Genomic DNA, 24,726 nt, shown 5'->3' with positions numbered 1-24,726 from the left:
GTCACAAACTGCAGGGGATATTTTTCTACCTCTTTCCTCCATCAGTTCTGTTACCAACTTTTCTTCCACGTTCGTGGTGTTATGTCCTCCCATAGGTCGTCAATGGAAATACCTGTTGTCGAAAATGCCACTCACAGATCTGCGCGAGTGAAACTAGGCTAGGCGCAACTTATGTGTGAGATGGCTAACGGAGTGAGGTATATGTTTCGATATCTATTGTGTAGTTTTTGTCTGGTGCTTTTGTATCCGACAGGGATAGATATGTACTTGGTCGGTTTGCCGCAAATTGCGCAGGATTTAGGGGCGAGTGAGGCGCAGCTGCATATTGCTTTTTCAGTGTATCTTGCGGGCATGGCGACCACTATGCTGTTTGCGGGGAGCTTAGCCGATAGGATTGGGCGTAAACCCATTACCTTGTTTGGCGCATTTTTGTTTGCTATTGCCTCTTACTTTGCCGGTAGTGCGCAAACCAGTGATCTCTTTTTAATGGCACGCTTTGCACAAGGCATTGGTGCGGGTTCTTGCTATGTTGTGGCTTTTGCGATTTTGCGTGATGTATTAGACGATAAGCGCCGAGCAAAAGTGCTCTCTATGGTCAATGGCGTGACTTGCATTATCCCAGTGATAGCACCTGTGATAGGCCATTTAATTATGCTTAAATTCCCATGGCCTAGCCTATTTAACACTATGGCGGGGATGGGATTAATGGTATTAACCCTGTGTATTTTTGTATTGCGCGAAACCTATCCTAAACCGCAATTTCACACCACAGTTGAGTCGGGTGGATATAAAGAATCCTTTAAACAGCGGTTTTTTCTCAGTCGCGTGGTGATAACGACTTTAGGCGTGACCACGATTTTAAGCTATGTAAATGTCTCTCCCATGTTGATCATGGGGCAGATGGGGTTTGACCGTGGACAATATTCCAACACTATGGCTATGACAGCATTTGTGAGTATGGTGGCCTCATTTTCGACGCCCTTTTTGCTTAACCTGTTTAAAGAAAAATCGTTAATTTTGTTCTCTCAGACATTATTTGCCGCCGCAGCACTGGTGTTGATCTTGACCCAATTGGGCTGGCTGGGTCAGTTATTCAATCTGCTCAGTTTTGGTTTTGTGTGTTCGGGCTTTGCGATTGGATTTGGGGTCACCATGAGTCAGGCGCTGAGTCCATTTGTTACTCGGGCTGGAGTTGCCAGCTCTTTACTGGGAATTGCCCAAGTGTGTACTTCAGCCTTGTATATTTGGGTGATGGGTCTGCTCGAAGTGAGTGCGATTAATATATTATTAGTGATCCTCGCTGTTGGTGCGCTGGTGAGCATTGCACTGATCTTAGCGGTTCCTAAATTGCCGGAAATTGTAATTAATGACCAAATCCCTGAGTCGGCTTGATCTTAACTTATTGTTTATTTTGCAGCTTTTATTACAGGAGCGGAGTGTCTCTAAGGCTGCCAAAAAGCTCAATGTCACGCCATCCACTGTGAGTAAGTCGCTGGCCAAATTACGGGATTGGTTTGACGATCCCTTATTTGTCAAAACGCCGCAGGGATTTCAGTTAACGCCATTGGCTCACGGTATGGAGCAGGAGTTATCGGAATGGTTGCAAATGGGTAAGCAACTGATGGCTAAGCGCGGTGACGAGATGACCAAAGGGCTCACCTTCGAGTTGATGCTTGAGTCGCCTTTGTTGCTTATCATGCTTAATGAGCTGACTCAGGCCATTTATACTCAATACCCTGATGCAAAGGTGAAGGTACGAAATTGGGATTACGATTCACTCGAAGCGATTGTGCGTGGTGAAGCTGATATGGGTTTTACCGGCCGAGAAAGTCATCCACGTTCCAAGGAATCCCTTGATTTACTGCCGTATTTTATCGATTTTGAGGTTTTATTTACCGATCTTCCTCAGGTGTATTTACGCCGCGATCATCCCGCCTCGCAGGAAGAGTGAAATATAGACACCTTTCTTAAATATTCGCATATCAATATCTTGTGGGAAAAAAGCGAAACTTGGGCCTTAGATGATGTGCTTATTGAGCTTGGGTTAAGCCGTAATATTGTGCTGACCTTGGCCAGTTTTGAGCAGTCACTGTTTGTCGCGGCAGAGCCTCACCACAGCATGATGGCAATTGCGCCACAATATTGCGAACAATATGCCCGCCAATTACATCCTGACTTAGTCAGTCGCCCTATTCCGATAAGTGGCGAATATCTTGATAAACTCGCGATCCCTTTTACCTTGATTTGGCATAAGAGAAACAGCCACAACCCCAAAATCACTTGGTTGCGAAGCAAGATAAAAGCGATTTATCAACAGCGTGCGCATGATTAAGGCTGTTATTTACTGCATTAACTTGTTTGGGTAATACCCAATTGCTGACAAATATGTTGGATACAAAGTTCTCGCTGTTGGCACCATAGCCCGTAGCTGACGGGGATAAGTTTAATGCCCGCGCGCTGTAACAGTTTATACAGTTCAATCTCGAAAAAGTCCGCCCAAGGTCCTGGGTAACCGATTAAATCTATTGCTAAATATTGGTTACCATAGCGGCACAGAATATCCAGTTCTAGCCCCGCCATATGGTAGGCGCGCCAGACAGTTATGCCTTTTTCTTCAATCGCGTGTGCCACAGACTGGCCGAAGTTATCGAGGGAATCGACATAATTATGTGCCGCTTGAAATTGACCCGCCGATGCTAAGTAAGTTGCCAGTAAATTATTGTTGGGGAGTTCATGCGCTTGTACCGATAAAAATAGCCACTGCATTTGTTTAGCTCGGGTGATCGCGACATTGAACATATCGGCTCGATTTAAATACACGGCGGCACGGCTGTCGTTGGCCGTAATGCTAAACGACAGCAGCATAATATCGCGCTCTTCCCCTTGAAAACCAAAGGGCGTGGCAATCCGTAAGTGGTGACGCTCGAGTTGTTGTGCGCTAAAGCGCGTGAGGATCTGCTGGGATAAATACTCTGCCTGATTGCGAAAACAGGAGAGCACACCAATGCTGGAAGGCACTAATACATTATCTTGTTCATTAATCAGTTGAGCTAACTTTTGAATTAATGCCTCAGCTTCTATGGCGTTAATTCCCTTACTATCACGGCTGCCAGTAACGTGGACTCTGTGTAAGTGCCCTGAACTCGTGCAGGGTCTGTGCTGCATAATCTTCAGCATGCCTTGATAAAACTGCTGATTACTAAATTGGATCAGCTCAGGTTTACTCCGAAAATGCTCATTTAAAAATACCACTTGGGATTGGCTCGCAAGGGACAGTGACGCTAAGTCGAGCATACTGGCATCACGGTAGCTCATTAGGCCGCGGCAATCCGGGGCGAGTCCGAGTTGGGTCTGGATTTGGGTTTGTTTTGCGCGGGATAAAAACGAGAAATGTCGCAGTTGTTTGCTATCTCCCACCACCAGTGCGGCCTTTGCTCGCTGCAAGGCCGGTAAACATGCGGCAATATTGGCTTGAGTGGCTTCATCAATAATGACTAAATCAAACATTTGCAGCTCCATAGGGAGCACTTTATGTAAGCTGGCAAGGCTAGATAACCAAATGGGAAAGGTTTGTTTTAAGGCATCAAAATCCGTCTTGTAGAAGCCGTCGAGTTGCTTAGCGGACTGCCGAGCGCGTAACGCACTGGCAAAACTCACCAATGTACTGCGCTTATTTTTGAGTAATTGGTTTAATCGATAGTGAGTGGCCAATTGTAAGTATTTGAGGCTTAAGTCTTCTTTTTGCGCGATGAGGGCCGTTAATTTATCGAGTTCATTCCATTGCTGGGCAAACCTTTTTATACCTGCATGGTAAGCCCAGTTGTAAAATCCTAAGCGCCAACGGGATTGTCCTTGTTGTAAGGTCGCCAGTTTTTGGCCGCGACGTATGGCATGGCGGCAATGACGTATAAAGTCCGCTTCCATTTTGACTTGCTGACGAGTCACAGTATTAAGTTGTTGTTTTGCATTGAGTAGCAACTTATCCGAGACGGCCTCATCAGATGCAGGGTGCTGACCATGGAGCATTTCATCAATCTGGTTTTTAAGGACTTTTATAAACTGCGGCGAGCCGGCTCGAATAAGACTGCTCCCAAGCTGGAATTGTTGTTGCAATTTATCGGCAATCACATCAACAGCAACATCAGTGTGGGCGACGATGAGGACAGATTTACCCCTTAATACCTGCTCTGCTGCCACAGTGGCTATGGTGTAACTCTTACCTGTTCCCGGCGGGCCTGAGATCTGCCCCAAAGTATGATTGGCCGCAATCTTTAAGGCCTGAATTTGCGCGCGGCTTAACAGCCCAGGAAGATAAGCCTCTTGCGTGTCTTCACTGGCGCTGATTGATGTTGTTTGTTGTGTTTCTGCGAATAGCGCTTTAAGCGGTGCTGATGGTTCAGCCGCTGTCATTAGTTTGTCGAGTTCGTGCAAAATGCCGCGACTTGCGATCGAACGTTCTGCCAAAATGATTTGGCTTCGACTAACCATAAACTGCCCACGTTTACGGCATAAGCTAGTGAATTCAGCCTCATCGATCAGCTTGGGAAAATGCAATAAATGACTGGTATCAACATCGGCTTGGCCCGCCCGCAGCCAAGATATCCAGCCACTGACATCCGTTGGATTATCGCGTAAATCTTGGCTTAGGCTATGTCCTTCAACGACTAATTTTTCTAATAGAGCTTCATTGATAGTGAATAGCCCTTGGCCAGCTAGAGTGTTATTGCTCTCTAGGTAGAGATTATCGCCGTCGGCCTGCAATTGGCATTCGCGATAAAGGAGTGGTGTCACGACTTTACGTTTTTCGCCATTAAGGTCGACTGTGCCGCAGAAAAACAGACAGCAGTGCAATAATACCTTTTCGCGTAAATACAAAGTGCTACGTGCTAGTAATGTACTGGCGGGAGCAAATGGCACTGGCAAGCGGGGTAGGAAGCCACTGCTTAACTCGTCTTCATGTTGGAGTAATAGCTGATCTTGCTCGGCAAGCTTGTGGCTAGACCAGAGATTGATTTCAGCACTATCGTGTTGAAAACATTGTTTGTAGTAGTTGAGAATCCCTTGCAAATCCTATCCATCCCAAAGGCTTAATTGGCGATGCGAGAGTAACCTAATCGCATTAGTCGAACAAGGTTTGTACCGTCTGAAGATAGTTTATCCATAGTCGCTTTAAGCCTAAAAGAGAGGTGTTCGATAGAACAGTCATTTTCCACTGGAGCAGAATTTTTGAGAGTCGAGCAAAAGTATCAGCAGCCGCATTTGTATCAATTAAGGGCCTGAAAAGTGTGGTTTGTATCACTTTTTGGTGTGTTATTGAAATGTTTGTTAAGTGTTTGAGTTTGTAAAATATTTGTTTTTGTTTTTAGTGGAAATTGCCATTGTTGTCATTGTATAACTGCGTAGATTGAACTGAATTTTTGTCTGCTAATGAGGGAAACAATGATAAAAAGTAAGCTAAAGGGATTCGCTGCGGTGGCTGTTGCCTGTTTAGCGGTAACGGCATGTGGCTCAGATGATAATAATGAAGAGGGCACAGATCAAAATGCCACCTATGTGCAATTCTATAATGCTTCAGCTGGAAGCACTGCTACTGCACTCAAAGTTGCCGATAAAACCTATGAAAGTGTGATCTATGGGGACACTATGCCGCGATTTACGTCGACGGCTGGCGTAACTGCGATTGAAGTGATGGCTAAGGATGCCTCTGATAAAGATATCTCTATTTATAAAGAAAATATCGATTTGAAAGTTGCAACGGACCATTTCTTTGTATTACATGGTGATTTTACCGAACCTAAATTACTTAATATCAACTATTCTCGCACTGAACTCGATAAGCTCAACGAAGTGGCTGAAAACAGTAAAATGCAGCTCTTGATTGCCAATACTGCTGTACATGCCCAAGCCTTTGACGCTTATGTTTCTAAGTCGACCCAAACCTTTGCCGATGCCGTGATGTTAGGCAGTGTGGCCTACGGTGAAGTGTCGCAGCCACAAGTGATGGATACGGGTGAATATAAGGTTTACCTCGCACCAGCGGGAACAACCAATGTTTCTTATACAACTGCGAACATTAAATTCAGTTCTAAGGTGCCTTATAAGCTGATCATCCGTGAAGGTTTTGGTGCTTCGGATTCAAAAATCACCTTGGACAGTGTCGATTCAACCACCAATGTTCGCAATCATGTAGCATTAGAAGCGAGTGTCGATTATCGCGTCTTTAACGGTTTAGGTTCGCACATTATCGATGTGAAAGTGGCTAGCAGTAAGCAAGATACTCTGTTTAGCGAAGTGCCATCTTTTGGGGTGACTAGCTATCAAGGTGCTGAGTTTAATGATTTTGGTGTGAGTGTGTTCGACCACAGTACGCAAAATAAATTGCTCGATAACGTGTTGATCACCCTTAACCAAGATGAGATTAAAACCATCTTCATCTATGAGCAAACGACCGAGCAGGGCAGCCAAGTGAAGGCGATGGAGATGAAGCAAACTAAGACGCCAAGTCCCTATAGCTTTAAGTTCGACATTGTGAGTTTTGCCGATAAAAGCAATCTAACCGTGTATTTCTTAAAGGCAAATGACACGATTGAAACGGCTGTAAATAAGATCACCGCAGTCAATCCTGCGAGCCCTCAGTCAGTGACTGTGCCAGCTGGCGAATATTCTATTAAGGTTATCGCTGTGGAAAACGGTACTAAAACCGTTGTCTATGCATCCGATTTAATGGATTTCAGCAATGAAGATAATGTGACTATGGTGCTGAATAAAGATCCTTCTACTAGCTTTGGTTATAACTTGATTAAGATCTAACCGCTAAGGTGAGTGAACGGCTCTAATAAAACAGCGCTACTTAGGTAGCGCTTTTTTTTGGCTGTTTTTTTGTGCTCGTTTTAGTGGGCTTAGTAGATTGAGCATTATTGTCTTAGCATTCACTTTTTATTGATTGTGGCTGCGGGGTTAATGTAGGCTGATCGGCAAAAATTAAGCCGAGCATTGCTGTGATGTGGATAACGCTGTGATGTGAATAACGCGAGCAATATAGGAAAAGGAGTTCACTGTGATGAGTAAAGGATTTAAAGACGGTCATTTCCAAATTGGTGAAGGCAGTATTAGCGGTACTATAGCGTGTATGTTAGCGATATTATCGTTTCTGGGCGTATTGGCGTTTCATTTTCCCGAATATCTCACCACTCCTGAATTACGTCAAAGCTATAGTGTCGATGTTATTCGCAGCTTAATATTTGTCGCCTTAGTGGTGTCGGGCAGTTTAGGTTTATTGAATTTTATTCGAAATAAAAATAAGCGTTTCGGCTTTGTGGCTTGGGTATTTGTGAGTTTAGCGATTGCCTTTGGTGGTCATCAAGTTGAGGTCGAGCCTTTTGCTAATCATAAGGTCTCACTGGGTTTAGATTGGTTTATTTTAGACTTATTAGGCTCAACCTTAATTTTCATTTTTATCGAGAAATGGCTACCCCATAAACCAGAACAAGCAATATTGAGACCCGAGTGGCAAGGGGATTTAAACCATTTTTTGGTGAATCACTTAGCGATTGGATTTGTATTATTGGTGGCAAACCAATTTGTGCAGTCGACCTTTTCTTGGGCTATTTCCAGCACAGTGCAAAGCTTTATCGCGGGTCTTCCCTTTGTGTTGCAACTGTTGTTGATTTTATTGGTCGCTGATTTAATGCAATATGCGGCGCACCGTGCCTATCATGAAATTCCTTTCCTGTGGCGCTTCCATTCGGTGCACCATAGCGCGAAACATTTAGATTGGTTGGCTGGTTCAAGGCAACATATGTTTGAGTTGATTGCTACCCGTTGTTTAGTGCTCACGCCGATTTTTATCTTGGGATTCTCCAAAGACATCATCAGTATTTATGTGATTATCGTTGGCGTGCAGGCGGTCTTTAACCATGCCAATGTGCAGGTTAACTTTGGCTGGCTACGTTACTTAATTGTCAGTCCGCAATTCCACCATTGGCACCATGCTTCCGATAAGGCGGCAATCGACCGTAACTATGCTGCCCATTTTTCTTTTTTAGATTACCTATTTGGGACTGCAGTTCGAGGTCAGAAAGAGTGGCCAGAGCAATATGGTGTCGTGGGCGATTACATGCCTGTTGGCATGTTTAAGCAGCAATTGTATCCCCTTGGTTTAGCGAAGAAAAACACAAAATAATGGCACTGCAATTGGAGTGGTTTGTTTTGGAATGATTGTCCGAGAGCATTGGTTAGGTCAACTGAGCAGTAACGCTGAACTGTGGCGGTTAACTCTGATATTGGGATAGAAACAAGCCCAACACAGCGCTTGGGAACCGCGCTTTGTTGGGCTTTTTGCCGTTCAAACTACAATCGTTATTCGGAAATTTTCAGTTCTTGGCCTGGCTTAATAATGCTTTTGCCATTGAGCTGGTTCCACTTCATTAAGTCAGCCAGTTTAACCTTATTCTTACGGGCGATTTTATCCAGCGAATCACCAGATTTCACCTTGTAAGTAGTCGCTTTTACTGCAGGTTTATCGGCCGATGTTGAGGTAGTCGCTTTAGCTTTGGTCGACGACTTATTGCTCACTTTTTTATCTGTCTTCGCCTTGGTTTTAGTGGGTTCAGGCTCATTATCATTGCCCGCCATTGGCGTTAACAGTGTGAGCTCTTGGCCGATTTTTAGGCGGTCAGATGTCAGATTGTTGGCCTGTTTTAATGCTTTCACTGACATATCAAACTTGGCTGCGATTGTGCCTAGGCTGTCACCAGATTTGACGATATAGCTTTGGCTGTCATAGCGTTTTTGAGCGTAGAGCTTGTCTTGATTTTCCTGATAATGACCTATGTTTTCCAGTGGTAAGGCGATTTGATATTTGCCTTTGCTGGGGATTACACCTTGGCGAAAGCCTGGGTTATAGGTTTTAAATTCTGCTTTGCTGAGCCCTGCTGCATTAGCAATCTGGCCAATATCTACGCCATTAGGTGCTGGCACTCTTTCCAAGAAAGGGCGGTTAGCAATAGGGGGGACTTTTAAACCGTAGTGGTTGGGATTTCGAATAATCTGAATAAATGCCAGCCACTTAGGAACTGTTTGTACTCGCTTAGCAGGGATACCCAGTGACCAAAAGTCCGTAGGTTTGCCCTTGGCTTTGTTTTTATCAATGGCGGCTTTGATCACTAGCTCACCGGTATTGTAGGCGGCGACGGCGTTGATCCAGTCTTTGTCTAAGGTGTCGTATAGGTGCTGTAGATAGTCGAGCACTGCATCGGTTGAGGCCAGCGCATCTTTACGGCCATCGTAGGCAGAATTCACCGTTAAGCCAAAATTACGTCCAGTAGCAGGGATCATTTGCCACAGTCCTGCGGGGCCGTTTGCTTGTGCTAAAGGGTTATAGCCACTTTCGACTATGGGCAATAACGCCAATTCTAATGGCATGTTACGCGCTTCGAGCTGGCTGACTATGTAATACAAGAATGGCTCGGCGCGATCGCCGACTTGGTTCATAAATTTTTGTTTATCATCGAAAAAGTTACGCTGTTTACGTACTTCGGCATCATCATGGACGTCAATGGTATTGGCGTGTTGGATCTTTTCCCACACGTCGCTGTACTGCTCAATCACTGCGGGTGGTGTTTGATGCTGTTGTGGCGAGTGGTCGTTATCGTTACTGACATCACTTGCTGTGGCATTGAATTCAGTGGTTGATGGGCTTGCTGATGTTGTAGCGCAACCGCTCAGTAGGGCCATTAGCATGGCAAGCATAAGCACTGTAAAAGAGTGCGTTTGGCGAAAATGTGTCCGCATGATTGTCCTGTGATGAGTTGACTGGGCATTCCATATTGGTGCACATGCTAATCTGTTTTCGAGTTTCTGGATAGCTCCCCCAAGTTTTACCTATTGTATCAAAGTTGTCTTAAGGCCGATTGTGCCGCCCTTTGATTGCAGATCCTGCGTTTAGCTTTGTCGATTTATACGCTACCATAGCCGCGATTTTTCATTAACTTGGGTAGCAAAGTGCAGACGTTAGCGCAGTTAAGGGCAGGGCAGTTACAAGGGATCACACGTTTACAATTGGTTGAGGATTTAACCGAGTTCCCGCGGGAGATTTTTGATTTAGCCGATACCCTCGAAATCCTCGATTTATCGAATAATCAACTGAGCACTTTGCCCGAGGATTTACACCGCTTATCGCATTTAAAGATAATTTTCGCCTCGAATAATCGCTTTGAACAGTTGCCTGAGGCATTAGGGCGCTGCACAAATTTAGAGATGATTGGCTTTAAGGCCAATCAAATCAAAACAGTGACTGCTGCGGCATTACCGCTGAAAACCCGCTGGCTCATCCTAACCGATAACCTCATTGAGACGTTGCCTGCGGCCATGGGCGATTTACATCGTCTGCAAAAATTAGCTTTAGCGGGTAACCGTTTAACAACCTTGCCCGAGTCCATGGCTAATTGCCGCAACTTAGAGTTAGTGCGTTTATCGGCCAATCAACTCCACGCACTGCCAGCTTGGTTACTCAGTTTGCCCAAACTGACTTGGCTTGCCTTTGCGGGAAATCCATTCAGCCATACCTTAGTCGATCCCCACGCCGATGTGGCCACAGTGGCGAATGTGACTCTGGGTGATATCAAGTTGGCAGAGAAGCTTGGCGAAGGGGCTTCTGGGGTCATTTATCGAGGCGATTGGTTGAATCAAGCCATGATAGCCGCGACGGGGGCGGCGCAGATTGCGGTAAAACTCTTTAAGGGTGAAGTGACGAGCGATGGTTATCCTGCTGACGAGTTAGATTGCTGTCTCACAACGGGTGATCATCCCTGCCTTATTAAGGTCGTGGCGCACATTAGCCAAAAAGATCAATTGGGTTTAGTGATGGAACTTATTCCACCAGGGTTTAGTAACTTAGGGTTACCACCAAGTCTTGTCACCTGCACTCGCGATACCTTTAAAGACGGTAGCGAATTTCGCCTTGATGAAGTCGCCAAAATCACACACCAGTTGGCCGATGCGATGGCGCACATGCATGCTAAACAAGTAAGCCATGGTGATGTCTACGCCCATAATATTATGGTTAATCAACAGATGAGCTTATTGTTTGGGGATTTTGGTGCGGCATCAAACTTACGCAATCTATCGACAGCAGAACGCTTAGCGATAGAAGCTATTGAAGTGCGGGCGCTCGGTTGCTTGATTGAAGATCTGTTGGCCTATGTGGATGCATCGGCCTATGTGAGTGCCTCGATTGGCCCTCTGTACTACACACAGTTGAGTGCGATTAAAGACGAGTGCATGCAGTTAGATGTGGCTCAGCGCCCCTGTTTTGCAGACGTGAAAAAGGCCATCGGAGCCCTATTAAAAGGTAAATAGTGGCTTGCTAATAGGCTGGCTCTACACTTGTTTCAAGTTTGCTGTATTTTATGGTTGTTTGTGTGATTTAAGTGCTCACTATTAAGTTTATCGTTAAGTTATTGTTTTGTTTGGTTGTGTAACCGAGTTTTTACTGGCACTGACTGGGATTAAGCCTATAGGCTGTATACCCAAATAACCTCAAATTGCTGAAACAGGCACTTTGGGGGGACTTGGTATTAGTTTTGGGTTCAATCCGGTTTGCTGTTGTCGGATAGGATGTCCGTTGAATAGTAAGAACGATAGGTTTGCATACTATGTTTACACGAACGCTGTTTATACAAAGAGTAACTGAACGAGCACGCAGTGCATGCGATATGTCATTAAAAAGCCATCCCCATCATCTCCCAAAGGCGCCCTTATTCGCGCCTTTGCCGTTTCTACTGGCGAGTGTTTTCGCTTTAGCCCCTATGGCCGTGATGTCGGCGGACAAGGTTGACATTATCCCTGTGACGGTCGAGGCCGTTAAAGAAACGTCCTTTGCCGATGTAGTGAATGAAGTCGGTAAAATCAACGCTATCGATTCAGCCACACTGAACTTTAATGCTAGCGAAAAAATTAGCGCGATTCATTTTAGTAACGGCGACAAAGTGACTAAAGGCCAAGTGATTGCCGAGCAGGACAACATTAAAGCCAAGGCTGATTTAGACAAAGCCAAGAGCACCTTAGCACTGGCTAAAACTAAGCTGGAGCGTATCGAAGATTTACTGATTAAAGAACCCTTTGCGCTTGCTAAGCAAGATGTGGATGAGCTACGGGAAAATGTGAATCTGGCCGATGCGGATTTTCGCCAGAAACAAGCAACCATGAACGATTACCTGATCAAGGCTCCCTTTGATGGTCAGTTGACCAGCTTTAGTCAGTCTATCGGCAGTCAAATTGGTGCTGGTACGGCCTTAGTCACCCTCTATAGTTTAAATCCGGTCGAAGTGCGTTATGCCATTAGTCAGAAGGATTTAGGCAAGGCGCAAAAGGGCCAAAAGGTGAATGTGACTGTTGAGGCCTATGGTAATAAGGTATTCAAAGGGTTAGTTAACTATGTTGCCCCTGCGGTAGATGAAAGCTCAGGACGGGTTGAAGTGCATGCCGCCCTTGAAAACCCTGAGTTTAAGCTTGCTCCTGGCATGTTCGCCAACATCAAGCAGTTCTATAGTCTAGGGATTAAACGTCTATTAGTGCCGCAAAATTCGATTATTGCCAATAACGATGAACGTTTTGTCTGGCTAGTGCAGGGCGATAGCGTAGTAAAGCAAGTGGTTAAACTCGCTCAAAATACGAATGACGGTTATGCCGTCGTGACTGAAGGTTTAGCCGAAGGCGATTTAGTCGTTAAAACGGGTATGCAAAACCTCAAGTCCGATAGCAAGATCAAAGTCGTGCAGGATAGAAACACTGCAGATAAAGCGGCAACATCAAGCGCTGACAAAGGTGCTGATTCAGGCTCAACTCCAAATATTGAGGTGGCTGAATAATGCGTTTACCCGAAGTCTGTATTCGTCATCCTATCTTCGCCTCCGTACTCAGTATTATGGCTGTGTTACTGGGCTTGATTGCCTTTCAAAAACTCGATATCCAATACTTCCCTGAGCATACCACCCACTCGGCATCTGTGAATGCGTCGATTGCAGGGGCGAGCGCCGATTTTATGTCGAGCAACGTGGCCGATAAGTTGATTGCTGCGGCTTCGGGCATAGATAAAGTCGATACCATGTCGACCGATTGTAGCGAGGGGCGTTGCTCATTAACGATTAAATTCAATGATGACACCAGCGATATTGAATACACCAACTTAATGAACAAGTTGCGTAGCAGCGTCGAAGGGATTAACGATTTCCCCCAGAGCATGATAGATAAGCCCACAGTTACCGACGATACCTCGGCCACGGATTCGGCCAGTAATATCATCACCTTTGTGAACGCGGGTGGCATGGAAAAGCAGGCTATGTACGACTACATTAGCCAGCAGTTAGTACCGCAACTCAAACAAGTTCAAGGCGTTGGTGCCGTTTGGGGGCCCTATGGTGGCTCACAAAAGGCGGTCAGAGTCTGGCTCAATCCTGAACAAATGAAGGCGCTGAATATTAAAGCTGCCGATGTGGTGGGCACGTTAGGCTCCTACAATGCCAGTTTTACCTCGGGCGCGATCAAAGGTAAGTCGCGGGATTTCTCGATTAACCCTTTGAATCAAGTTGAAACGCTTGAAGACGTGAAGGATCTGGTGATTAAGGTCAGCGAGGGTAAGATCATCCGCGTGTCCGATGTCGCCGATGTGGTGATGGGCGAGGAAAGTCTGTCGCCGAGTATGTTGTCTATCGGTGGACATAGTGCAATGTCATTGCAGATTTTACCGCTGAGCAACGCTAACCCAGTGACAGTGGCTTCGAACATTAAAGCCGAAATTGCACGCATGCAAAAACATTTACCCCAAGGCTTAGAAATGAACTTGGCCTACAACCAAGCTGATTTTATTGAAGCCTCCATCGACGAAGGGTTTTCTGCGTTGATTGAAGCAGTGATCTTAGTTTCGCTGATTGTGGTGTTATTTTTGGGTAGCCTGCGGGCGGCATCGATCCCCATTATTACCATTCCCGTGTGCGTGATTGGGGTGTTTGCTGTGATGTCGGCGCTCGGATTTAGTATCAATGTGTTGACTATTCTGGCGATTATTTTGGCCATTGGCCTGGTGGTGGACGATGCCATTGTGGTGGTCGAGAACTGCTATCGCCATATTGAAAACGGTGAAACGCCTTTCAATGCGGCGATTAAAGGCTGTCAGGAGATCATTTTCCCTATCATTGCGATGACGTTAACGCTCGCCGCCGTGTATCTGCCGATCGGATTAATGTCGGGCTTAACCGCCGATCTGTTTCGGCAATTCTCCTTTACCTTAGCAGCGGCCGTGATGATCTCTGGCGTGGTGGCGTTGACTTTGTCGCCTATGATGAGTGCCTATCTTATCAATACTACTGAGCAACACCCTAAATGGTTTAGTCGAGTCGAGAATGCGCTGCAGCAGTTAAATCATTTGTATATCAATGAGCTGAATAAGTGGTTTGTCCGCAAGCGTTTGATGTTTGGCGCGGCTGTGGTTTTGGTGGGTCTTGCGGGTATTGCTTACTGGCAATTACCCAAAATACTCTTGCCTGCGGAGGACTCTGGCTTTATCGATGTGGCGTCTAATGGCCCTACCGGTGTCGGTCGGCAGTATCATCTCAATCACAATGCTGAGCTTAATGGTGTGATGGACGAGCATCCTGCGGTAGGGGCTAACTTGTCCTATATCGAGGGAGAGCCAGTGAACCATGTGCTACTCAAACCTTGGGGTGAGCGCAGTGAGGGTATAGATGATGTGATCAGCGATTTGATTACAACATCAAAGGAAAACGTTTCTGCCTATAACATGTCGTTTAGCATTCGCTCAGCGAATAATCTCAATATTGCCAATAATTTGCGTTTAGAGCTGACGACCTTAGATCGGAATAAGGACGAACTCAGCAAAACCGCCGCCAAAGTGCAAAAGTTACTCGAGGATTATCCTGGCCTGAATAACGTGGGTAACTCAGTGCTTAGGGATCAACTACGCTACGATCTGTCTATCGATCGCAACGCCATTATCCTCTCAGGTGTGAGTTATGGTGATGTCACTAATGCGCTTTCTACCTTCCTTGGCTCAGTGAAGGCGGCGGACTTACATGCTACCGATGGTTTTACTTATCCTATTCAAGTGCAAGTAAACTTAGACAAACTGAGTGATTTTAAAGTGTTGAATAAGCTGTATGTCACTTCAGAATCTGGGCAAGCACTGCCATTGTCGCAATTTGTGTCGATTAAACAGACCACGGCGGAATCTAACATTAAGACGTTTATGGGTCTTGATAGCGCTGAATTGACGGCAGATATTATGCCCGGCTATTCAACTGATGAAATCAAAACCTACTTAGATGAACAATTACCGACATTGCTTAATGATGCCCAAGGCTTTAAATACAATGGCGTGGTAAAGGATCTTATGGATTCGCAGGCGGGCACTCAGTCGCTATTCTTGCTGGCATTGGTGTTTATCTATTTGATTTTGGCTGCGCAGTTCGAAAGTTTTGTCGATCCCTTAATTATCTTACTGACAGTGCCCTTGTGTATTGTCGGTGCGTTATTGACCTTAGCCTTGTTTGGCCAGAGTGTGAATATCTATTCGCAGATTGGTTTATTAACCTTAGTGGGGCTAGTGACTAAGCACGGTATCTTGCTGGTGGAGTTTGCCAATAAGCAACAAGACCAAGGTTTGAGTGCGATTGAGGCGGCGCGAAGCAGTGCCAAATCTCGTTTAAGACCGATTCTAATGACGTCTTTAACCATGATTTTAAGTGCGATTCCTTTAGCCTTGGCATCGGGACCGGGCTCGTTAGGATTAGCTAACATAGGTTTAGTCTTAGTCGGAGGTCTGTTAGCGGGCACTTTCTTCTCGTTATTTGTAGTGCCTGTGGCCTATGTCGCTATGGCTGAATTGAAGGCCAGGGATGTGCTTGCTAGACTGCGAAGTGCTTAAGTTGAGTTTTATGCGCTGGGTTTATCGAGCTTAGACTGAGAGGCATGGGTTCAACTTGCCTGTAAATACGTTATGATTTAAGCCAACGGCTAAACGCGTTGGCTTAATTTTTTGTCGATAACTTAATGATCTTTGTTGTATTTAAGCGAGTGTTTAAGTGCGAGTGGATTTGCCTCATCAGCGACGGAGAGCTGGCATTATGAGTTTGTTACATTGCCTTCATAGGGCTTTTTTATATTTGGCTTGCTCGGCTGGATTGATGTTTGCCTCTCCCGCCATGGCCTCTTTTTGGGATTCCTTATTTCGTAGTGAGTTGCCCGTCGATCAAGTGACTGCACCTGTAGATAGTCCGCGTTTCGAGTTTGTTGGTGTATTACCTGCTAATACGCAATTAGAACTTGTCGGTTATTACGTTTCATCTGTTTGTACCCGAAAGGAAATCCGTTTTCCCAGTGGTGATATTGCTAATCCCTACCGCGCGACATTCGAAGAAACCTCAGTGCTGCGGCAAGTGATTAGCAGTGGTAGCAAAGCGAGTGAGTTTTCGCTGCCCTTAGCTTTGAACGGTGGCGGCGATTGTCAGTGGCGGCTTGAGGATTTAATGCTCGATGTGACAATACTGCCGAACCATCCGTTGTGGCAAAGGGCTAAAGCACTTAAACAACAATACCTTGCTAAGTTGCAGCGCACTTCTGTTGTGGATGCGGCACAAGTTGCTAGCCAAACGACGTTGCCGACTCAAGTGTCACCCCACGATGATTTTTATTTAAGTCATGAACTTAATATCGATCCTATTCATGCGGGTAGCGAGGCGGATAATTCGTTGCTTGCGACTACGCCTTTATCTTTAGCGCCAGTTTACTATCCAGTATTTATTCATTCTCCTAAGGAAGACAAACCCTTCGAGGCTAGGCTGAAAAGTAGTTTGCAGCAAATTTCTAGCCTATGGGCTAGTCCTTATACTCAAGCGGTTCGTCGCGGTGATGAGGCTGTGATGCGGGTGAATTTTAATCCACAGATTGCCGAACAGTATGAGGTCAATGTTTGGTATCAGCCTGATACGGTTGAGGTGAATTATCCCGATGGTACTCAATATACTTATGCTAACGGTGATGTGAAATTGTATGCCTATGGTAAACCTGAATCTCAAATCAAGACGTTAGCTCAGAGTGCCAAGGCCGAAGATAAGCGCTTCTTGGCACGTATCTATGAGCTTGGGCACGCCTTACCCAAGGATAAAATTAAGGCACAGAAATATTACCGTGAAGCCGCTGAAGCTGGCGATATTGAGGCGCTGCATTGGATGCGAGATCAAGCGGGTTACGCGGGGCGTGCCGATGAAAAGATCTATTGGCTGGAACGCGCCGCAAGCTTTGGTGATAACGCGGCAAAGCTTGAGTTAATCCGTTTACCTTTATCGGTTATCGAGCGTGGCTTGGTTAATACAGGTGCGGATAAGGTCCGTGAAATGCAAGCATGGCAGCAGTTAAATCAGCTAGTTGAGCAAGGGTTGCCTGAGGCAAGAAGTCTGATGGCGTTTTATCAAGTGTTATCTTGCTCGCCCTATTTTAATGCTACAACGGCATTGGAAAATTATCGCCAAAGCGTTAAAGCTCAACCTGATTTAGCGCGAGATGCTGCCGAAACCTATTATTACTTTAAAGAGGATTTTGAGCAGAGCGAAGAGTTTTGGAACATTGCCGCCGAGCGAGATCTTTACGCCGCCGCTGAACTTGCCAATATCCTGTTATTGGAACCCTATCGAGATACGGTTAACGCGCGATACTGGTTAGAAAAAGTGACAACCTTGGGTGCCAAACAAGGCTTGCAGGCGGATATTCTAGGCAATGCTTACTTCCAGTTCGCAACTCTGTTAGATAAAGGCGAGGGTGGACCGGCCGATGCGAAAACAGCGTTAACGCTTTATCAGCAGAGCCTTGAAATTGCAGAGCGATTTTCAAATGACTATGAAGCAAGGGCTAAGGACAGAGTGCAAGTGCTTGAAGAGATGCGCTTATAACGTCATGTTTATATAAAAGAGTATTCGTTAGCATTTAGCCAATAAAAATCCCTGCCATGGCAGGGATTTTGCTATTTATTCAGTTGCTTAATCTAAATGAGCTGATTTAAACGTTCTGGCTTAAACAACGACAGCCAACTAGCGTAAATCAACCTGCAGTGCGACACCCGAACTCTGGGGTTCACTCTGCATTGTGATGTAATACCACCCCACGTTTGGTGCATCGACTGTGATACTTTCTTGAGTGTTAGCAGGAGTGACAGACGCTGCATCGAAGTGTTGAGCATTGGCCCAAGTCGTCCCCGAAAACAGGCTAACATCACCACTGCCGTGGGCGGAGTTGATGCTTAGCTGATTCGTTCCCTCTGGTACCCAAAGGTAATAATCGTTGCGCCCATCGGCGGTGCAAATGGCTTTGCCAGCACTGAGCTCACCATAACTTAAAGGTGATTGCGTCGCGCAGGCATTGGCAATCAGCACTGGATCGGGGGGATTACTCGTGCCTGTGCTTAAGGTCAGTGTTACGCCGCTAAACTCAGTGGCAGTATCAATCGTGATATAACGCCAGCCACGATTGGCGCTGAAGTTAAGCGATTCTTGATTTCCTGCTTGAGCGCTCTTTGCATCGGCATTATCTGCGTCGGCCCACTGACTGGCATTGAAGTAAATATTGGCATCCCCAGCGCCGCCCTTAGTGGTGACAGTGAACTGGGTATTATCTTCCTCAACCCAGAAGTAGAAGCTGTTACGCCCGCCACTGATGCACTCATTTTTGCCTAGGGTGAGCTTACCGTAATCTAAGGTCACTGCGCCGCAATTGGCTGGTGGCTCAGGATCCACGCCGCCATCCCCCAGATCGGGGTCGATATCAGCAAATAGCTCAGTGGTGCTGACTTGCATATCGACACCGCCAAAGTCCCCCGATAAGGTAATGTAGTGCCAATACTCGTTAGGGTTTAACTGCACCTTAATCACTTGATAATTACCATTACCGATACCAGCCCCTTGGTTTTGCTCAGGGCTTGCCCAGCCTCTAGAATCGAAATAAATGTCGGCATCCCCCCAACCACCGCCAATTTTGATCCAAAGCTCTTGGGCTGTGCGATCGGTATTGGTGAAGCTGAAACTGGCGCGGCCGAGTTTTGAATCGATACATTCCATCGGCACATCAATTTTCAGGCTGGCCGATTCAGTGTAACGGTAGGCTTCATTAGTCACTTGGCAAGGTGAGTAATCCTTACTGATAGTGCCCGCTGGTCCTGTCCAGTTGCCTTCGCGGCCACTGGATTCAGCGTCGACATCACTCGGGCCCTTATCGACTATGCCATCGTCAGCAGTGCTTAAACCACTGGCGAGCCAACCCTGCCATTCGTTATCGTAACGTGTGCCGATATTATCCATAAAGGCTTGATATTCTGCATATTGATCGTTGCGTAGGTAGGCTAGAATCTGTCTCACATCGTTCCTGTGGTGTTCAAACATGAAACGCACCGCCAGATAACCCCAGCGATAGATGCGGTCTTGGCCAGATTCATAGTTGTTTTTGAATATGGTCGACAACATAAACTCACCGGTTTCGCCCATGGCAATGGCCGCGGTATTGGCGTCACGGTAAGAAATGTATTCCGCTAGGCCTTCAATCCACCAAATGGTATTGGCCGACGTGCCGCGACTAAAGTCACCAAACAGGTTATAGCGCCCGTCTAGGTAGTGCACATATTCGTGTTGCAGGTTCCAGACATGGAAATCCGGCGTGCGCCATTCGGCTTCATAGGCGATAAAACGCGCCTGATTTTTGAGTCCGGCGGGCGAGCCTTCAAGGTACATGCCGCCGTTGTCGGTATTGATACCAAAGATACTGTTGGCTAAGGATTTATACTCAGACGAGCTGCCAAATATCACTAGCTCTAAATCATCGTTGTTATCCTGCCCCACGGGTTGCATGCCCGTTTCGAGTTTACTGTGGAAATAACTTTCTTGGCTGGTCAGCACATCACAGGCCCATTTGGCTTGATCTTGATAGAGATCTTGGGCGCGGATCTTGAGGCTGTCGGAGCATTTCCAATTAAAAGGTAAAGCATCGGCTTCTAACTGCGCCTTAAAACCACAGATATTGTAATCGTTACAATGGCTGCGATCGTAATAGTCGGCCATTTCTGCCGCCGCGTACCAAAGTACTTTGCTCGGTTCGGTTTTACTGGTGCTGTTGAGGATGTTTTTGACCAGCTGGGTCACTCGTGGGCGCATGGCATCAATGTAATACAGCCTAGATAACTCTTTAACTGAGTTGACCAAAAGGTACTCTGCATTGGTGCCTAACAAGTCGCGATGTTCGAGTTGGAAGTTATTTAGCGCATCTAAAATACCTTGGTCACGCGCGAACAGCGCCTGCATGTCATCATTCCATTGGGCACGGAATAAGGTGGTAAACACTGAGTTTGCTGCGGCGTTCATGGCGAAACTGGCTTGCCAGTTAGCGTCGTAGTCCGTTAGCACTTTTATGGTGACATGATTAAAATCGGCGCCGAGCTCGGCAGAGTCAATCAAGATTAAGGCTTCTTTCAACACGCCAGCATTGTCATCGGAGACAGTCCAAATCGCAGCGTTCGCAAATAAAGCGTTGAGGGCCGATTTTAAGCTGGCCTTAGCGGCGTTGCTGTAAGCGGGCACATCATTTGGGCTGTAAAACTGCACATAGAGGGCGGCGCGGACAAAATAAATATGCGATTCAAGATGCTGAACATCGACCCCAGTGTAGTCCTTGGCTTTAGTGGCAATGGCGTTGGCGACACTGATCACATTGGCCTCGCTAAATAGCGCGGTGGCGCTACTGCCTTTGAGGCTATAGAGCTTACCGACGCACTCGGGTGTCGATTGGCTCAATTGATCCACTAGGGCTTGGCCCGATTTACCGACAAAGTCACTGCAGTCATTGCTCTGCATCGCGGCGCTACGATTTTGCAACTTAAGTGGGGGTTGCTCCGAGACCTCTATCAGACGTTTTTGGCGTGAATGAATCTTAGGCTGCTCTGTCATCGTCGGATCATTGGGGGATGCCATCAATGGCGTCTCCCGCAGTAGCGGTCTATGTGATTCAATTAAGCTAATCGGTGCAGAGGGCGGCGGCGGGACGGGTTGAGCTGGTGAACTGTTTGGTGTGTTGTTGCCTAATGGGGGGCTTGCATGAGTGTTATGGGCAAGAACGGGAGTTGCAATCGCTAAGCTAATTGCTGCGAAGAGTAGTGTGTTTTTCATTGTGTATCCGTAGTTATCTAGTCTGCAAAGCAGATCTTCCTTGGGCGTTATTTGATGCATTTAACACAGACTTGCATCAAACCTCATTGGATTATTTGCGTGATAACAATAGCGCGACAAACATCGCAGCCAGCAAATAATGCCTCAGAATAATGGCTGTAAGTTTTTAATATATCTAGTATTTGTCATAATATTTTTTTGATACATCTTTTCTGTTCAGCTTAGGTTCAGCTTTCAGTTCAAATGGTTAACGTCAGCCGCTTGATTTAGTGCGATGGAATATAGAATGGAATAACTGTGGCTATTTGGCTTGAAATTGCGCTAGCTTAGCCGCATTAAGGTTTAGCAAACGAACCGTTTAAGCATAGCAATCTGCTATTAGGTTGGTGCCATTCTCACAGGAGCTTTTATGTCAGCTTTACCAAGCGAGTACACCCATATTCATGTTGAGCAACCTGGGGCGCCCGAGGTGATGCGGCTATCGCGCTCGCCTTTGCCTGTCCCTGCGGCGGGGCAAGTGTTGATCCGCGTACATGCAGCAGGAGTGAATGGCCCCGATGTTAAACAAAGAGTGGGTGCGTATCCACCGCCACCGGGAGCATCACCGATTATTGGTCTTGAGGTTGCTGGGGATATTTGTGCCCTCGGTGACGGCGTGAGCCAATGGCAAGTTGGCGATAAGGTATGCGCCTTAGTGCCGGGCGGCGGTTATGGCGAGTATGTGCTCACCTATGCTGCCCATTGTTTGCCTATTCCAACGGGCTTTAGTTATGTGCAGGCAGCTGCGCTGCCAGAAACCTTCTTCACCGTATGGGGCAACCTGTTCATGCGTGCGGGACTCAAAGCGGGCGAGACGGTACTGATCCACGGTGGCTCAGGTGGCATTGGTAGTACGGCTATTCAGTTGGCCAGTGCGCTGGGTTCAAAAGTGATAGCGACGACGGGACAGGATGAGAAGCGCGATTATTGCTTGAGCCTTGGCGCCGCTGAAGTCATCAACTATCGTACTCAAAACTTTGTTGAACCTGTGATGGCACTCACTCAAGATAAGGGCGTAAACGTGGTATTTGATATCGCGGGTGGTGATTTTATCAATCTCGACTTACAAGCCTTAGCGATGGACGGGCGTATGGTGTCGGTAGCTATGCAACGGGGGCCTAAAGCCGAGGTCGAGATTTTCCGCCTGATGGCAAAACGTATCATGTGGACAGGGTCGACCCTAAGACCGCAGAGCGTGGAGGCCAAAGCAGCAATTGCCGCTGAATTATTTGAGAAAGTTTGGCCGTTGTTAAACGCCCATAAAATTGTCCCCAATATTTTTGCAACCTTTCCATTAGCACAGGCCGCTAAAGCCCATGCTTTGATGGAGTCGGGTGAGCACAGGGGCAAAGTAATACTGACTGTCATTTGAGCTAGGCATACTGGATTTTGCAGCGACATATTTGCTTTAAGTCGCTGCCATTCGAGTCAATCTAGAAGACATTCTGACATCATAGTGGCTTAGTCATTGTTCGGTAAATATGAGTTTGTAGCGTTGTAATTAAATCTTCATGGATAACCTTGATGGTTAACTTTACAGCAACCTCGAATTGTTAACGTTGATGACTCATCAAACACCATAGATATGATTGCTTTTTCTTGGGAATAAAACTTGCCGCGTCGATTTTTTAGACTAAAGTCGTTAATGATTAAACTTTTTGGGTACTTTGGCAGAAATTAATACGTAATTAGTGAAAATTTCATGGTATGAGGCATTGATTATCGGAAATATTCTGTAAAAATACCCAGTTGAAAACGTCAGAGACTTTCAGGCGCTATTCGTGGATCAAAGCAAGCGATGCTTCGCTTATTCAGGCTAAAAAACTCATGGTGTATGTGTTGATTTAAGGGTATTAGCATATATGTATAACACAGCAAAGAAACAGGTTTGGTATGGTGAGCTGAGAACATCGAAAGGCAACGCGATTGTCGTCCATGACAACCAGCTGCCCGATGCCTCCCCAGGACGTATCTACCTATACAATACCGATCGCGATGCGATCATTGAGTATGTGGAAGATATAGTCAAAGTGAACCTATACGACTTAGATGAGGCTGCGTTAAAAGCTGCTGAGGCTAAGTTTGGTGGTGCATGGAAGGCGGCAAGATCTCAATTTATGAGTAAACATCAAGCTCGCATTGACTTGAACAACGTGAAGGAAACTGCGCCTGTACGTAAGGCGAAGCCTGAAGTTGAACCAGAAGTCGAATCTGATGCCGTTGGCGTGGATTTTGACGATGATTGGGGCGATGATTTTGATGATTAACACAGTGTCGGCCTAAGGGCTAACACTGTGAGTGTAAGGAATAAAGTAGTGTTTATTTTATTCCTTATCGCTTTATTTATTCCTTTCTGCTAAATCGTGCTTTTCCTCGTTTTCTCAATTTTTATTGCGAATGGCTACGCATCGGCATCGAACTGATAACGACTGATGTGGTGATAAACCTTGCCTGGCATTAACCAAACGTCATCACCAAAGCGCTCGCCTTGGTTCGGTGAGTCTGGCAGCATCTGCGGCTCTAAACACACGGCATTATGTTGATTTAATACCAGTTGATTGCGACCTACAGTGCCATTTAAAAAATTAGCACAGTACAGCTGCACACTCGGTTGATTAGTATAAACCGTCATAGCACGACCGCTGATGGGACTGCTTAAACTACCAAAACGGGCGAGTGAGCCATCGGGGTTATTCATCATATAACAGTGATCATAACCGCGAGTGCTTGCGAGTTCAGCGGCATGCAGCTTGTCACCTAAGCGTATTGGTTGACTTAAATCGAAAATCGACCCAGTTGTATCGGCAATCCCAGTGGGAACACTGACATCATTCATGGTGAGATAGCGCTTGGCATCGATTTGCATCAGATGTTCGTGATTGGTCTCTGAACCATCGAGGTTGAAATAACTGTGCTGGGTGAGGCTTACGGGACAGGCTTTATCGACGGAGGCTAAGATTTCTACGTACAAATTATTGCCTGCGAGGCGGTAATCCAGCTGAACCGTGCAATTACCGGGGAAACCCATGTCGCCATCTGGGCTCATTAAGGTCAAACGCACACCATCGGGGAGTTGACCTAGTTGCCAGTTTTTACGATTAAAACCCTCATGGCCGCCGTGTAAACAGTTAGTCGCTTGGTTTACATCTAATTGATAATCATGACCTTGATAGTGCATTTTGCCGTTAGCGATGCGATTTGCAAAGCGGCCTGCAATGGCACCTAAATGAGCCGATTGGGTCAAGTAATCTTCGGCGCTATCACAACCTAAAACGATATTGGCACGTTCGCCGTGTTTATCAGGGGTCCACAGAGCGCGGATAATACCGCCTAAGCTGATGACTTCTAATGCGAGTATGCCATTGTCGATCCGAACCCGTTCGATTTCACCGCCGCGGGGATCTGTCCAAGGATCCAAAACACTGAAACGTACCATTTAGCTTCCCTCTGTGTTGAATATGCTCACTGCTTA

15 protein-coding genes are annotated in these 24,726 nt (G+C 46.3%); 11 read left to right on the top strand and 4 right to left on the bottom strand.

Annotation, left to right across the window (positions count from 1 at the left end):
- Positions 1-201: 201 nt before the first annotated feature.
- From L5L98_RS14910 to L5L98_RS22395, 3 genes are read left to right on the top strand one after another with little or no spacing between them, the layout of a single operon-like run.
- Positions 202-1,392 carry an MFS transporter gene (locus tag L5L98_RS14910; protein WP_263142080.1) on the top strand — a complete coding sequence of 397 codons (1,191 nt, stop codon included), beginning with the start codon at positions 202-204 and terminating at the stop codon, positions 1,390-1,392.
- Positions 1,367-1,951 carry an HTH-type transcriptional regulator YidZ gene (gene yidZ, locus L5L98_RS22400; RefSeq protein ID WP_317633961.1) on the top strand — a complete coding sequence of 195 codons (585 nt, stop codon included), beginning with the start codon at positions 1,367-1,369 and terminating at the stop codon, positions 1,949-1,951. Before L5L98_RS14910 ends, yidZ begins: the two co-directional genes overlap by 26 nt.
- 39 nt (positions 1,952-1,990) lie before the next feature.
- On the top strand, positions 1,991-2,332 hold the full coding sequence (locus L5L98_RS22395; protein ID WP_263186117.1) for a LysR family transcriptional regulator: 342 nt from the start codon (positions 1,991-1,993) through the stop codon (positions 2,330-2,332).
- A gap of 17 nt (positions 2,333-2,349) precedes the next feature.
- Here the strand turns inward: L5L98_RS22395 and L5L98_RS14900 are convergent, their stop codons facing one another.
- Complete coding sequence (locus L5L98_RS14900) at positions 2,350-5,067, bottom strand: DEAD/DEAH box helicase (RefSeq protein WP_263142078.1); 2,718 nt, start codon at positions 5,065-5,067, stop codon at positions 2,350-2,352.
- A 372-nt stretch (positions 5,068-5,439) separates the two neighbouring features.
- Here L5L98_RS14900 and L5L98_RS14895 point away from each other — a divergent pair, with 372 nt between their 5' ends.
- Together L5L98_RS14895 and L5L98_RS14890 are read left to right on the top strand one after the other, a co-directional pair.
- The gene (locus L5L98_RS14895) at positions 5,440-6,810 is read left to right on the top strand and encodes a DUF4397 domain-containing protein (protein ID WP_113940022.1); all 1,371 of its coding nucleotides are present in this window, start codon (positions 5,440-5,442) and stop codon (positions 6,808-6,810) included.
- A 250-nt stretch (positions 6,811-7,060) separates the two neighbouring features.
- Positions 7,061-8,182 carry a sterol desaturase family protein gene (locus tag L5L98_RS14890; protein ID WP_263142076.1) on the top strand — a complete coding sequence of 374 codons (1,122 nt, stop codon included), beginning with the start codon at positions 7,061-7,063 and terminating at the stop codon, positions 8,180-8,182.
- A 176-nt stretch (positions 8,183-8,358) separates the two neighbouring features.
- Here L5L98_RS14890 and L5L98_RS14885 read toward each other — a convergent pair whose 3' ends face one another.
- On the bottom strand, positions 8,359-9,792 hold the full coding sequence (locus tag L5L98_RS14885; RefSeq protein ID WP_263142075.1) for a LysM peptidoglycan-binding domain-containing protein: 1,434 nt from the start codon (positions 9,790-9,792) through the stop codon (positions 8,359-8,361).
- 210 nt (positions 9,793-10,002) lie between these two features.
- Between L5L98_RS14885 and L5L98_RS14880 the strand changes: the two genes are divergently transcribed.
- The 4 genes from L5L98_RS14880 to L5L98_RS14865 all read left to right on the top strand — a co-directional run bounded on the left by L5L98_RS14880 (position 10,003) and on the right by L5L98_RS14865 (position 17,960).
- On the top strand, positions 10,003-11,358 hold the full coding sequence (locus L5L98_RS14880; protein WP_263142074.1) for a leucine-rich repeat-containing protein kinase family protein: 1,356 nt from the start codon (positions 10,003-10,005) through the stop codon (positions 11,356-11,358).
- A 296-nt stretch (positions 11,359-11,654) separates the two neighbouring features.
- Complete coding sequence (locus L5L98_RS14875) at positions 11,655-12,869, top strand: efflux RND transporter periplasmic adaptor subunit (RefSeq protein WP_317629530.1); 1,215 nt, start codon at positions 11,655-11,657, stop codon at positions 12,867-12,869.
- On the top strand, positions 12,869-15,940 hold the full coding sequence (locus tag L5L98_RS14870; protein ID WP_263142071.1) for an efflux RND transporter permease subunit: 3,072 nt from the start codon (positions 12,869-12,871) through the stop codon (positions 15,938-15,940). The genes L5L98_RS14875 and L5L98_RS14870 overlap by 1 nt, the downstream gene beginning before the upstream one ends.
- A gap of 199 nt (positions 15,941-16,139) precedes the next feature.
- Entirely contained in the window at positions 16,140-17,960 is a 1,821-nt protein-coding gene (locus L5L98_RS14865; protein ID WP_317633960.1) for a sel1 repeat family protein, read from the top strand.
- 138 nt (positions 17,961-18,098) lie between these two features.
- Here L5L98_RS14865 and L5L98_RS14860 read toward each other — a convergent pair whose 3' ends face one another.
- Entirely contained in the window at positions 18,099-21,215 is a 3,117-nt protein-coding gene (locus L5L98_RS14860; protein ID WP_263142068.1) for a M9 family metallopeptidase, read from the bottom strand.
- A 409-nt stretch (positions 21,216-21,624) separates the two neighbouring features.
- On the opposite strand from L5L98_RS14860, the gene L5L98_RS14855 reads away from it, so the two are divergent.
- On the top strand, positions 21,625-22,626 hold the full coding sequence (locus L5L98_RS14855; RefSeq protein ID WP_198573427.1) for an NAD(P)H-quinone oxidoreductase: 1,002 nt from the start codon (positions 21,625-21,627) through the stop codon (positions 22,624-22,626).
- 490 nt (positions 22,627-23,116) lie between these two features.
- Positions 23,117-23,521 (top strand): hypothetical protein, encoded by a 405-nt coding sequence (locus tag L5L98_RS14850; protein WP_105251357.1) that lies wholly within the window; start codon positions 23,117-23,119, stop codon positions 23,519-23,521.
- Between the two features lie 134 nt (positions 23,522-23,655).
- On the opposite strand, the gene L5L98_RS14845 is transcribed toward L5L98_RS14850, so the two are convergent.
- On the bottom strand, positions 23,656-24,690 hold the full coding sequence (locus tag L5L98_RS14845) for an aldose epimerase family protein (RefSeq protein WP_263142064.1): 1,035 nt from the start codon (positions 24,688-24,690) through the stop codon (positions 23,656-23,658).
- Positions 24,691-24,726: the final 36 nt, after the last annotated feature.

Source organism: Shewanella sp. SM23 (assembly GCF_025654295.1).
Lineage (GTDB): Bacteria > Pseudomonadota > Gammaproteobacteria > Enterobacterales > Shewanellaceae > Shewanella > Shewanella oncorhynchi.
Note: the sequence above shows the minus strand (reverse complement) of the source record. Positions and strands in the feature narration are given on the sequence as shown.

Coding starts and splice junctions, on each gene's coding strand:
- L5L98_RS14910 (WP_263142080.1), top strand. CDS start 202: ATGTTTCGATATCTATTGTGTAGTTTTTGTCTGGTGCTTTTGTATCCG.
- yidZ (WP_317633961.1), top strand. CDS start 1,367: ATGACCAAATCCCTGAGTCGGCTTGATCTTAACTTATTGTTTATTTTG.
- L5L98_RS14895 (WP_113940022.1), top strand. CDS start 5,440: ATGATAAAAAGTAAGCTAAAGGGATTCGCTGCGGTGGCTGTTGCCTGT.
- L5L98_RS14890 (WP_263142076.1), top strand. CDS start 7,061: ATGAGTAAAGGATTTAAAGACGGTCATTTCCAAATTGGTGAAGGCAGT.
- L5L98_RS14885 (WP_263142075.1), bottom strand. CDS start 9,792: ATGCGGACACATTTTCGCCAAACGCACTCTTTTACAGTGCTTATGCTT.
- L5L98_RS14875 (WP_317629530.1), top strand. CDS start 11,655: ATGTTTACACGAACGCTGTTTATACAAAGAGTAACTGAACGAGCACGC.
- L5L98_RS14870 (WP_263142071.1), top strand. CDS start 12,869: ATGCGTTTACCCGAAGTCTGTATTCGTCATCCTATCTTCGCCTCCGTA.
- L5L98_RS14865 (WP_317633960.1), top strand. CDS start 16,140: ATGAGTTTGTTACATTGCCTTCATAGGGCTTTTTTATATTTGGCTTGC.
- L5L98_RS14860 (WP_263142068.1), bottom strand. CDS start 21,215: ATGAAAAACACACTACTCTTCGCAGCAATTAGCTTAGCGATTGCAACT.
- L5L98_RS14855 (WP_198573427.1), top strand. CDS start 21,625: ATGTCAGCTTTACCAAGCGAGTACACCCATATTCATGTTGAGCAACCT.
- L5L98_RS14850 (WP_105251357.1), top strand. CDS start 23,117: ATGTATAACACAGCAAAGAAACAGGTTTGGTATGGTGAGCTGAGAACA.
- L5L98_RS14845 (WP_263142064.1), bottom strand. CDS start 24,690: ATGGTACGTTTCAGTGTTTTGGATCCTTGGACAGATCCCCGCGGCGGT.